Origin of the sequence: Pseudonocardia sp. ICBG1142, assembly GCF_020496255.1 — a bacterium.
In the GTDB taxonomy this organism is placed as follows: Bacteria; Actinomycetota; Actinomycetes; order Mycobacteriales; family Pseudonocardiaceae; genus Pseudonocardia.
Map to the genome: position 1 here is coordinate 85895 of NZ_JAHLJC010000031.1, position 11793 is coordinate 97687.

9 protein-coding genes and 2 pseudogenes are annotated in these 11793 nt (G+C 74.0%); 6 read left to right on the top strand and 5 right to left on the bottom strand.

The genetic code is table 11. The annotated features are described in order from the left end of the window. Positions 1 to 85 precede the first annotated feature (85 nt). From KPL59_RS36015 to KPL59_RS24895, 5 genes and pseudogenes are all read right to left on the bottom strand, one after another. Positions 86 to 553, bottom strand: a pseudogene (locus tag KPL59_RS36015) (DUF917 family protein); the annotation flags it as partial. Positions 554 to 571: 18 nt separating this feature from the next. Then, on the bottom strand, positions 572 to 1702 hold the full coding sequence (locus KPL59_RS24880) for a DUF917 domain-containing protein (RefSeq protein WP_226353427.1): 1131 nt from the start codon (positions 1700 to 1702) through the stop codon (positions 572 to 574). Further along, complete coding sequence (locus KPL59_RS24885) at positions 1699 to 2802, bottom strand: DUF917 domain-containing protein (protein ID WP_226353426.1); 1104 nt, start codon at positions 2800 to 2802, stop codon at positions 1699 to 1701. Before KPL59_RS24885 ends, KPL59_RS24880 begins: the two co-directional genes overlap by 4 nt. Next, positions 2799 to 4391, bottom strand: a complete 1593-nt coding sequence (locus KPL59_RS24890; protein WP_226362187.1) for a hydantoinase/oxoprolinase family protein — start codon at positions 4389 to 4391, stop codon at positions 2799 to 2801. The genes KPL59_RS24885 and KPL59_RS24890 overlap by 4 nt, the downstream gene beginning before the upstream one ends. A gap of 68 nt (positions 4392 to 4459) precedes the next feature. Then, the gene (locus KPL59_RS24895; RefSeq protein WP_226362188.1) at positions 4460 to 5797 is read right to left on the bottom strand and encodes a cytosine permease; all 1338 of its coding nucleotides are present in this window, start codon (positions 5795 to 5797) and stop codon (positions 4460 to 4462) included. A 141-nt stretch (positions 5798 to 5938) separates the two neighbouring features. On the opposite strand from KPL59_RS24895, the gene KPL59_RS24900 reads away from it, so the two are divergent. The 6 genes and pseudogenes from KPL59_RS24900 to scpB all read left to right on the top strand — a co-directional run bounded on the left by KPL59_RS24900 (position 5939) and on the right by scpB (position 11710). Further along, positions 5939 to 6931, top strand: coding sequence for an LLM class F420-dependent oxidoreductase (locus KPL59_RS24900; protein ID WP_226362189.1), 993 nt, complete (start codon positions 5939 to 5941; stop codon positions 6929 to 6931). Between the two features lie 3 nt (positions 6932 to 6934). Then, positions 6935 to 7858 carry a site-specific tyrosine recombinase XerD gene (locus KPL59_RS24905; RefSeq protein ID WP_226362190.1) on the top strand — a complete coding sequence of 308 codons (924 nt, stop codon included), beginning with the start codon at positions 6935 to 6937 and terminating at the stop codon, positions 7856 to 7858. A gap of 75 nt (positions 7859 to 7933) precedes the next feature. Beyond that, positions 7934 to 8605, top strand: coding sequence for a DUF4097 family beta strand repeat-containing protein (locus KPL59_RS24910; protein ID WP_226362191.1), 672 nt, complete (start codon positions 7934 to 7936; stop codon positions 8603 to 8605). 189 nt (positions 8606 to 8794) lie between these two features. Beyond that, on the top strand, positions 8795 to 9688 hold the full coding sequence (locus KPL59_RS24915; RefSeq protein WP_149665150.1) for a ParA family protein: 894 nt from the start codon (positions 8795 to 8797) through the stop codon (positions 9686 to 9688). A gap of 2 nt (positions 9689 to 9690) precedes the next feature. Further along, positions 9691 to 10533: pseudogene (locus tag KPL59_RS24920) on the top strand (ScpA family protein); the annotation flags it as partial. A 241-nt stretch (positions 10534 to 10774) separates the two neighbouring features. After that, the gene (scpB, locus tag KPL59_RS24925; RefSeq protein ID WP_374111666.1) at positions 10775 to 11710 is read left to right on the top strand and encodes an SMC-Scp complex subunit ScpB; all 936 of its coding nucleotides are present in this window, start codon (positions 10775 to 10777) and stop codon (positions 11708 to 11710) included. The last annotated feature ends 83 nt before the right edge of the window (positions 11711 to 11793 follow it).

Consider the following 11793-nt stretch of genomic DNA (forward strand, 5'->3'; position numbering starts at 1 on the left):
CCGTCCCGGCCCAGCCGCCCGCCTGGGCGACGAACGCCCGCACGGTCAGCTCGGTCGACACCGCGTCCCCGCCGTCGACGACGACGGTCTGCCCGGCCGGCTCGGCCAGCGCCATCGGCGTCACCGCGCCCCCGGCGACGACCCGGGTCAGCTGGTCGACCCGCGGCAGCGCGCGCCCCATCAGGTCGGCGTCGACCAGCGGCAGCCCCAGCTGGTGGGCCAGCGGCAGCGGCAGCACACCGTTCAGCCCGGCCGCCTCGAACGGCATGACCGCGGCCGGGGTGACCCCGGTCCAGCGGACCAGAGCGCGCACGGCCGCGGGCAGCTCGTCGCCCGAGGGCAGCTTCTCGCCCAGCACCCGGGTGCCGCCGAGCATCCCGACCGGCACGACCGGGGCGTCGCCGAGCTCCGCCGGGGAGTGCAGCCGGACCGGGCCCGCCGCCAGCACCGACCGCAGCACGTGGGCGTACACCCGGGCGTCGCCGCCCCCGCCGGAGCCCAGCAGCTGCACCCCGGTGACGAGGGCGTCGACGTCGCCTGCGGTCACCTCCACGCCGGGGATGCTGCCAGGTCAGACCCGGTCCGTGGCGCCCGCTCCCCGGGGGACCGCCTCCAGCGGTACGAACTCCACGTCCAGACCGAAGCAGGCCGGCCCGAACACGGCGAGGGCCTCCGGCGTGCGCATCATGTCCGGGGTGGAGATCCCCACCACGACGACGCGCTGGCCGTAGCGCAGCGCCTCGGTGGTGATCGGCTCCCCGGACTCGGCCTCGAGCACGCAGATGAGGTCCGGGACGACCGCGACGGTGGTGTCGTCGACGGTGGCGACCAGGGTCTCGTTCTGGAAGACCGTGCGGAGCTCCGAGCCGCCGTCGAACGCGGTGAACCGGGCGGTGCCGCGGGCGAACCCGTCGACCGTGCGCCGCTCGACGTCGGTGACCTTACCGGCGAACAGCACCCGCAGGTGCCGGTAGAGCGTCGGCGCGAGCGTGTCGGCGATCGCCGCGACCGGGTCCCCGAGCTGCTCGCGCGCCTCCCGGATCGCCCGGCCCAGCCGCAGCGCCAGGGTGAGGGTGTGCGGGATCGCGGTGCGGCGCACGTCGGCGCCGGACATCGGGTACTCCGCGATCAGCGCGGACCCGCCCATCCGGATGGCGGCGCCCCGCGCGAGGTGCTCCATGCGGTGGTTGTCGGTGCCGGTGTCGATGAGCACCGACTCGCCGTGGTCCCCGGCGACGACCATCGGGGACCCGGGCACGCCGTACACCCCGAAGGTCTCCATCTGCAGCTCCGGGAACGCCCGGCCCATGCCGTCGCCGTCGATCACCGGCAGCCCGGTCCGGGCCGCGACGAGCAGCGGGATCATCGAGTTGATGCCGCCGCACTCCATCGGGATGGTCGCGTCCGCGGTGCGCCCGAGGTGCTGCTCCAGGCGGCGCAGGGCGAGCACCGGCTCGTCGCCGCGCGGGATCTTCTCGATCATCACCGTGGGCGCGCCCATCATCGCCGTCGCGATGACGAACATCTCCTCCGGCAGGTCGGCCGGATCGGCCGGATCGAGCACGGTGACCGGCCCGTGCTCGCGCATCGCCTGCTCCACCATGAGCCGCCCGATGTAGGGGTCCCCGCCGCCGCCGGTCCCGAGCAGCGCGGCGCCGCGGGCGAGGTCGGCCAGGTCGTCGGGGGTCAGGGTCCAGCTCATACCGGCGCTCCGTCCGTCACGGTGTCGTGGACCCGCACGGGGTCGGTGTCGCCTGCGACCCGTACCGGGTCGGTGTCGTAGCCGAAGTACCGCGGTCCGACGACGGCGATCGCCTCCGGGGTGTGCCAGCGCGGGTCCGCGGGGGCGGCGAGCACGCTGACGCGGTGCCCGAAGCGCAGCCCCTCGGTGGTCACCGGCTCCCCGGTCGCGGTGTCCAGCACCATGATCAGGTCCGGGGTGGTGACGACCGTCGCGCCGTCGACCTCGGCGATCAGGTGCTCGTTCTGGAAGTGCAGCACGCACCCGCCGGACAGCGTCGCCGTCCCGCGGGCGAACCCGGTGGTGGTGCGCCGCTGCACGTCGACGATCTTCCCGGTGTGCACCACGCGTCCGCCGATCTCGGCGGCGGCCGCGGCGACCGGGTCGGTGAACCCGGCCCGGGCCCCGGCGATGGCACGCCCGATGCGCACGCAGAGCCCGAGGGTGCCGCGGATCATCGTCTCCCGCGCCCGGGCCCCGGTCATCGGGTAGTTCGAGATGATCGCGGTGCAGCCCATGGTGATCGTCATGGAGCGGGCGAGGTCCTCGGCCCACTTCGCGGTGGGGCAGTGCAGGACGCCGGTGTTGCCCTGCTCGTCGGTGATCGACATCGGGGTGGCGGGGACGCCGGCGATGCCGGGCAGCACCATCTGCAGCTCGGGGAACGCCCGGCCCATGCCGTCGCCGTCGACCAGCGGCAGCCCGAGCATCGCCGCACCGGCCACCGGGATCGTGGAGTTGATGCCGCCGGCCTCGATGCACGCGACGTGGGTGGGGGTGACCCCCAGGTGCCCGGCGAGCGCGGTGACCGCGCGGCCGATCTCGTCGTAGGCGGGCAGCTTCTCCACGCTCACCGTCGGCGCCCCCATCTGCGCGACGACGAACACGGCGGCGTCGTCGGGCAGGTCGGCGGGGTCGACGAGCGGCACCGGCCCGTGCTCGCGCAGCGCCCGCTCGGCCAGCAGCCGGCCCAGGTAGGGGTCACCACCGCCGCCGGTCCCCAGCAGCGCGGCACCGCGGGCGAGCGCGGGCAGGTCCTCGACGGTCAGCACGCCGGTCACCGGGTCACCCTCCGCTCCAGACGCAGGTCGCCGACCGCCTTGGCGCGGATGCGGGTCGCGTTGCCGGGCAGGTAGGGAATGGGGACCTCGTCGAAGTCGCCGAGCGCGACGGAGCCGGGGTCGGCGCCGGAGGCGACCGCACGGTCGACCGCCTCCTGCTTGGCGGCGTCGACGACGGCGTCGCGGCGTCCCGGCTCGATCGCGTACACCCGGTCGACCTCCCCACCGACCTGCGCGATCGCCGCGCCGATCGCGTTGGCGACGGCGAAGTTCTCCGGGCGGTGCACCGCGCCCAGCCCGGGGAAGGCGTCGGGCAGCAGCACCGAGCCGCCGCCGACGGCGACCACCGGCAGTGGGTCGGCGGAGATCCGCATCCGGTCCACGACGTCGGCGACGTCGGTGGCGATCCGGTCCAGCGCCGCGGTCACCAGCTCCCGGGACAGCCCGGCGACCAGGGAGCGGTCGCCGATGTCGGCCCGGCCCGCCGCGACGGCGATGTCGGTCGCGGTCAGGGTGTCGCCGCCGAACACCAGCGCCCGCTCGGTGAGCTGGTAGCCGACAGAGTCCGGGCCGACGGTGGGCCCCTCGGACCGTCCGGGCTCGCCGGTGCGGACCAGGGAGCCGCCGCCGATGCCGACGCTGAGCACGTCGGGCATCCGGAAGTTGGTGCGCACCCCGGCCACGCTGACCTCGACGGCGGCCTCCCGCGGGAAGCCGGCGGTCAGCACACCGACGTCGGAGGTGGTGCCGCCGACGTCGACGACCGCGCAGGTGCCCAGCCCGGACAGCACGGCGGCTCCGCGCATCGAGTTGGTCGGACCCGAGGCGAACGTCGCCACCGGGTAGCGACGGGTGTAGCCGACGTCCATCAGGGTGCCGTCGTTCTGCGACAGGTACAGCGGCGCGGTGATGCCCTGGCCCTGCACCGCCCCGGCGAGCGCGTCGACGATGTGCGCGGCGAGCTCGCGCAGCGCGGCGTTGACGATCGTCGCGTTCTCCCGCTCCAGCAGCCCGACCCGACCGATCTCGTGGGACAGCGAGATCGGGACGTCCTGGCCCAGCTCCTCGGCGATGATCTCCGCCGCGGCCAGCTCGCACTCGCTGGTGACCGGGGAGAACACCGAGGAGATCGCGACCGAGCGGACGCCGTGCGCGGCCATGTCCGCGGCGTGGCGGCGCAGCTCGTCCGGGTCGAGCGGGGAGATCCGGCGGCCGTCGAACTCGTGGCCGCCGTGGGCGAGGTAGCCGCGCCCGGCGATCGCGTCGACCAGCCGCTGCGGCCAGTCGACCATCGGCGGCAGCGCCGCGGTGGCGGGCAGGCCCAGGCGCAGCGCCGCGGTGGGGGCGAGGCGGCGGGCCTCGACCAGGGCGTTGACGAAGTGCGTCGTCCCGATCATCACGGCGTCGACGTCGGTGGGGGAGAACGGGTGGTCGGCCTGCAGGCCGGTGAGCGCGCCGACGATGCCGGAGGTGACGTCGTCGGTGGTCGCGGACTTGACGGCGGCCAGTACCCGGACCCCGCCGGCCGGGGCGTCGTCGAGCAGGACGGCGTCGGTGTTGGTGCCGCCGACGTCGATGCCGATGCGCATGGAGTGCTCCTTCGGTGGTGCCGCGCCGCCCGCCCGCGGGATCGCGGACGGGCGGCGCGGAGTGCGGGTCAGGACGTGACGGCGGGGGCCGGGACCACGTCCGGCCGTTCGGTGCGGCTGACGCCGATCCCGCGGAGCAGCCCGAGCCGCCCGGCGAGGACGTAGAGCACGGAGGCGGCCACGATCGAGTTCACGCTGGGCAGCCCGGCGTCGACGAGACCGCCGAGCAGGGCCGACGCGGCCCAGATGACCAGCGTCGCCGGCACCCAGGTCGGTGAGGTGACGGGCAGCGCACCGGTGGTCCGCGCGGCCTCCAGGTCACCGCGCCAGCGCTTCACCACGAAGTACTCGGCGACCATGATCCCGGCGATCGGCGGGAACACCACGCCCAGCACCGACAGGAACCCGGTGAACAGGTCGAGGATGCCGCCCGCGGCCAGCAGCGAGCCGACGACGCCGAGCGCGAGGGTGACCATCGGGCGGCTGACGGTGCGCCCCAGGACGCTGCCGACGAAGTTCACCACGCCCAGCCCGGCCGAGTAGAGGTTCCAGTCGTTGATCTTGAGGGTGCCGAGGATGATGATCAGCGTGCCGACCCAGCCGACCGACGACGTGACGATGGTGATGATGTCGTCGGACCGGATGGCGTGTGCGAGCAGCACACCGGACATGCCGATCACGTACTCGCCGAGGGTGAACCCGACGACGGTCTGCTTGACCACGTCGGCGGAGGTCCGGTTGAACCGGGTCATGTCCGGGGTGATGATCGCCCCGACGATGAAGCCGCCCGCGACCAGCGTCGTGCCCTCGACCAGCGAGATCGACGGCCCCGGCGGCGGGCTCACCATGAGCGCGCCGACGTCGTGGCCGAGCAGGGCGCTGCCGATCGACCAGCCGACCAGCACCAGGAAGGCCGGCACCGTCACGTAGGCGACCCACTGCATCGAGCCGAAGCCCCACAGCACGATCATGGTGACGACCAGGCCGAACACCAGCGACCACGCCCAGACCGGCAGCACGCCGACCAGCGAGACCAGTCCCTCGGCCGAGACCCCGGACTGGACGCCGAACCAGCCGACGAGGCTCACCCCGATCGCGACACCGATCAGTGCGCTGCCGCCGTGACCGAAGCCGGTCCAGCGGGCCAGCAGCGAGGTGTTCAGGCCCTCCTTGCAGCCGATGATCCCGACGCCGATCGAGACCAGCTCCAGGATCACCGCGCCGAGGGTGAAGGCGAGGAAGGCGTCCCAGAACCCCATCCCGAACCCGAGTGTCGAGCCGAGCAGGAACTGGCTCAGGGCCGACACCTGCCCGAACCGCTGTACCGCCACGCTCCACCACGAGTACCGGGCGTGCTCCGGAACCCTGCTCAGGGCGTAGTCGTCCGTACCGACCCCACCGCTCATCTCGGTCTCCTCTCGGCTGGTCGGGAGAACGGTAGGTGCAGGTCAGGGCCGGGTCACGGGGCGATGTGCCCGGTCCGGGGTCACTGACTGTGCAGATCGCCCTTCCCGGCCGCCGAGCGGCGGGCGTCCTAGGCTCGGTGCATGCGTTTCGGACTCTTCGTGCCCCAGGGCTGGCGCCTCGACCTCGTCGGCATCGACCCCACCGCGCAGTGGGACGTGATGCGCGGCCTCGCCGAGCACGCCGACCGCGGCGACGTCTGGGAGTCGGTCTGGGTCTACGACCACTTCCACACCGTCCCCGCGCCCACCGACGAGGCCTGCCACGAGGCGTGGAGCCTGATGGCCGCCTTCGCCGCGACGACCGAGCGGGTGCGGCTCGGCCAGATGTGCACCTGCATGGCCTACCGCAACCCCGCCTACCTGGCGAAGGTCGCCGCCACCACCGACGTCATCTCGAAGGGCCGCGTCGAGATGGGCATCGGCGCCGGCTGGTACGAGCACGAGTGGCGCGCCTACGGCTACGGCTTCCCGCGGCCGGGTGAGCGGCTCGGCATGCTCGAGGAGGGCGTGCAGATCTTCACCCAGGCCTGGCGCGAGGGCCGGGCCACCCTCAACGGCACGCACTACACCGTCGACGACGCCATCGTCGCGCCCCGCCCGCTCCAGGACGGCGGCATCCCGCTCTGGATCGCCGGCGGCGGCGAGAAGGTCACCCTGAGGATCGCCGCGCAGTACGCGCAGTACACCAACTTCGACGGCACCTTCGACGGCTTCCGGCACAAGTCGGCGCTGCTCGCCGACCACTGCCGCGACATCGGCACCGACTACGACGCCATCGTCCGCTCGGCCAACTACAACGTCGCCATCGGGCACACCGAGGCCGAGGTGGAGGAGCGGCTCGCCCGGCTCGTCGCCCGGCTGGAGCCGATCGTCGGCGCGGAGAAGGCCCAGGGCGCGCTGGGTGCGTTCCGCGGGATGCCGGGCGTCGGGACCCCGGAGCAGATCGTGGAGAAGCTCTCCGCACTGGCGGCCGTCGGCATGAGCTACGGCATCTTCTACTTCCCCGAGGCCGCCTACGACCGGTCGGGCATCGAGCTGTTCGAGCGCGAGGTCGTCCCGGCCCTGCGGGACTGACCGGTGCCGACCGCGCGACGGGTGGCCGAGGACTACCTCGACCACCTGGCCGTCGAACGGGGACGGGCGCAGAACACCCTGCACTCCTACCGGCTCGACCTCGGGCGCTACCTCGACCACCTCGACCACCTGGGACGTACGGAGCTGACCCAGGTGGCCGAGGCCGACGTCGCCGCGTTCGTCGCGGCCCTGCGCACGGGGGAGCGTCCGCTGGCCGCGTCGTCGGCGGCGCGGGCGCTGGCCGCGGTCCGCGGGCTGCACCGGTTCGCGCTGCACGAGGGGCTGACCCCGACCGACGTCGCGGCCGGGGTGACGCCGCCCGCCCTGGGCTCGCGGCTGCCGTCGGCGCTGTCGGTCGACCAGGTCGACCAGCTGCTCGCCGGCTGCGTCTCCGACGGCCCGGTCGGACTGCGCGACCGCGCCCTGCTGGAGCTGCTGTACTCCACCGGCGCCCGGATCTCCGAGGTCGTCGGCGCCGACCTCGACGACCTCGACCCGGACGCGCGGACGATCCTGCTGCACGGCAAGGGGAACAAACAGCGGATCGTGCCGGTCGGTCGTCCCGCGCTCGCCGCCGTCGACGCCTACCGGGTCCGCGCCCGCCCCGCCCTCGCGGCACGGGGCACGGGCAGCCCGGCGCTGCTGCTCAACGCCCGCGGCAACCGGCTGTCGCGCCAGAGCGCCTGGCACGTCCTGCGGGCCGCCGCCGAGGCGTCCGGGCTGCCCGGCGACGTCGTCGCCACCGTCTCCCCGCACACGCTGCGGCACTGCTTCGCCACCCACCTGCTCTCCGGTGGCGCCGACGTGCGGGTCGTGCAGGAGCTGCTCGGGCACGCGAGCGTCGCGACCACGCAGATCTACACCCACGTCACCGTCGACACGCTGCGCGAGGTCTACGCCACCGCGCACCCCCGCGCCCGGGGGTGACCACGGACCCCGGGGCGGCGGGCCGCGGGGGAGGACGAACGACTACGTTCCGGGCCCATGCGGTACGGAACGTGGGTGACGGCGGTCGTGGCGGGACTCCTCCTGGCCGGGTGCGGTGGTGTCGCCGCCGGGCCGGAGCAGCAGCAGACGGTGAACGAGCCCGTCGACGGGCCGGTCACCCGCGTCGAGGTCGACTCCGACGCCGGGGACGTGCGCCTCGTCGCGGGGGAGAGTGCTGCGGTCGAGCAGGACCTGCGGTGGACCGGCGACGCCCGCCCGCAGGTCGAGCAGAAGGTCGAGGGCGGCGTCCTGCGGATCACCGCCCGCTGCCCGGACCGGGGCGGCGACCGCTGCCAGGCGGGGCTCGTGGTGACCGCGCCTGCCGCGTCCTCGGCGCTGGTCGACCTGCGCGCTGGCGGCATCGAGGTCCGGGGGCTGACCGGGGCGCTGGACCTGACCTCGTCGGCGGGCGGGGTCGACGCCACCGGCGTCGGACCGGGCGACGTGCGTGCGAAGTCCAGCGCCGGCTCGGTCGAGCTGACCTTCGCCGCGGCGGCCGCGGACGTGACCGCGGAGTCCAGCGCCGGCGGCGTCGAGGTCCGGGTCCCGGTCGGCCCGGCCTACGAGGTGACCGCCGAGACCTCCGCCGGGTCGACCGAGGTCGGTGTCCCCGACCAGCCCGGTGCCGACCACCGGATCACCGCGAAGAGCAGCGCGGGAGGCGTGTCGGTCCTGCCCGCGGGCTGAGGCGCGACACGCCGGGGCGCACCGTCGGCCGGACGGCGCACGACCGCGGGTAGGGTGACCGGAAATCCATACCGCGACGTGGCCCGACAGGGACGTCGCCGCACGTGGGGGCATCTCCTGCAGTGCGGTCTCAGGCCCTGACCGGGACCCGAGACCCGGCACGGTACCCGCGACGAGACCGGAGACCGCATGAACCCGACGCGGCCGGAGGCCCAGGGCAGGTTCGACGACCCGAGCGACGAGCCGGCGCCGGATCACGGGCGAGGCACCCAGACCACCAGCGCGCGCGCTCCCGAGCCCGCACCGCTGTCGGTGCACGGGCCGGCCCGCGTGATCGCGGTGGCGAACCAGAAGGGCGGCGTCGGTAAGACGACGTCGACCATCAACCTCGGGGCCGCGCTCGCCGAGTACGGCCGCAAGGTCCTGCTCGTCGACTTCGACCCGCAGGGCGCGCTGTCGGTGGGCCTCGGCGTGCAGCCCCACCAGCTCGAGTCCACCGTCTACAACCTGCTGATGGAGCGCGGCGTCGAGGCCGACGAGGTGCTCCAGGACACCGGCGTGGAGAACCTCGACCTGCTGCCGTCGAACATCGACCTGTCGGCGGCCGAGGTCCAGCTCGTCACCGAAGTCGGCCGGGAGCAGGCCCTCGGCCGCGCCCTCAAGCGGTTCCTGCCCGACTACGACATCGTCCTCATCGACTGCCAGCCGTCGCTGGGCCTGCTCACGATCAACGCGCTCGCCTGCGCCGACGAGGTCCTCATCCCGCTGGCCTGCGAGTTCTTCTCGCTGCGCGGCGTCGCGCTGCTGATGGACACCATCGACAAGGTGACCGAGCGGCTCAACCCGGACCTGCGCCTGCTCGGCGTGCTCCCGACGATGTTCGACACCCGCACACTGCACACCCGCGAGGTCCACGACCGCGTGGTGGAGGCGTTCGGGGAGAAGGTGTTCGACGCCGTCATCAACCGGACGATCAAGTTCCCGGAGACCACGGTCGCCGGGGAGCCGATCACGACGTGGGCGCCCACGTCGTACGCCGCGGAGGCCTACCGGATGCTCGCGCGCGAGGTCATCGCCCGGTGACGCTGCTCGCCGACGGCGCCCCCGAGGGGCTCGACGACGGGGACGTGGCGGCGCCGCGGACCCGGCGCTTCACCGTCCGGCTGTACAACTTCGAGGGCCCGTTCGACCTGCTGCTGCAGCTGATCGGCAAGCACGAGCTCGACCTCACCGAGATGGCCCTGCACAAGGTCACCGACGACTTCATCGCCCATCTCACCGACCTCGGCGACGACGCCGACCTCGACGAGATCACCGAGTTCCTGGTGGTCGCGGCGACCCTGCTCGACCTGAAGGCCGCGCGGCTCGTGCCCGGCGCCGAGGTCGACGACGAGGACGACCTCGCCCTGCTCGAGGCCCGTGACCTGCTGTTCGCCCGGCTGCTGCAGTACCGCGCCTACAAGGAGGCCGCGGCGCTGTTCGTCGAGCTGGAGAACGGCGCGATGCGCCGCTTCCCGCGCTCGGTCGCGATCGAGGACCGCTACGCCGACCTGCTGCCCGAGGTGCTGCTCGGCGTCGACGCGCAGGCCTTCGCCGAGCTCGCCGCCGCGGTGTTCCGGCCCCGCCCGCCGGACGAGGTCGGCGTCGACCACCTGCACGCGGTGCACGTGTCGGTGCCCGAGCACGCGGCGATCCTGCGGGAACGCCTCGCGCTCGTCGGCACGGCCACCTTCGCCGACCTGACCGCCGACTGCGTCGCGACGCTGGAGGTCATCGCCCGGTTCATGGCGCTGCTGGAGCTGTACCGGGAGCGCTCGGTCGCCCTGGAGCAGCCGGAGGCGTTCGCCGACCTGACGGTCACCTGGACCGCGGACCGCGACGACGACCCGGTCGCCTACGCCGCCGCGCTGGAGGACGAGGCCGCCGCCGCCGAGGAGGCGGTGCGGGCCCGCGACCGGCGCCGCAGGAAGAAGAACCGCGCCGAACCGGACGCGCACCCGGCCGCGTCCGGCTCCGACGCCGCCGCGGACCCCGAGGGTCCCGGTTCCGAGGACCCGGATCGGGAGGACCTCGATCCGGAGGACACCGACCTCGCCGGTCACGGCTCCGACCAGGACCCGGCGGACGTGCTCCACCCCGAACCCGACGACGAGAGGACCGGAACCACCGGTGACTGAGCCGGACGACCGGCCGGGCTCCGACGACCCGGAGGACCCGTCCGAGCTGCTGCGCCTGATCGGCCGCACGGTGCCGCGCAGCCCGCACGCCAGTGCGTCGCCGCAGGCCGAGGACGACCCGGAGGACCGCCCGGCCCTGGAACCGGAGGCCCCACCCGCCGCCACCGCACCCGTGACGACCGGGCCGAGCGATCGAGATGCACGTTCCGGCCCCGCCGAGGGCGAGAACGTGCCTCTCGATGTGAGCCGGGAGTCACGACGCGACCCCACCGGCAGCGATCCCTCCCACGGGTCGGTCCCCTCCCGGGCCGAGGACCCACGGACCGAGGACCCGGAGCCCGAGAACGATCAGGACCCCGAGGACCCCGAGTTCCACGAGCTCGCCGACGACACCGAGCTCGAGCACGCCCTGGAGGCCCTGCTGCTCGTCGTCGACGCCCCCGTCGACGAGGCGTCGCTGGCCACGGCGCTGCACCAGACGCCGTCGCGGATCCGGCAGACGCTGCACCGGATGTCGCTGGCCTACACCGCCGACCGGCGCGGCATCGACCTGCGACGGGCGGGGGAGGGGTGGCGGTTCTACACCCGCGACCGCTACGCCCCCTACGTCGAGAAGATGCTGATGGACGGCCAGCGCGCCCGGCTGACCCGGGCCGCTCTGGAGACCCTCGCCGTCGTCGCGTACCGCCAGCCGGTCACCCGTGCCCGGGTCTCCGCGGTCCGGGGCGTCAACTGCGACGGCGTGCTCCGCACGCTCCTCACCCGCGGGCTGGTGGAGGAGGCGGGCACCGAGGAGCACACCGGGGGGACGCTGTTCCGGACCACCGAGCTGTTCCTCGAACGGCTCGGGATATCCTCGGTGGCCGAGCTGCCCCCGCTGGCACCGCTGCTCCCCGACATCGACGCGATCGACGACCTGGACAGCTGACCCCGGTCCGGGAACGTCGACACCGGACCCGGCGCGCGCCGCCTGTCGGCGCCGCAGCCGAGCACGCCGGGTACCGTCGGTAC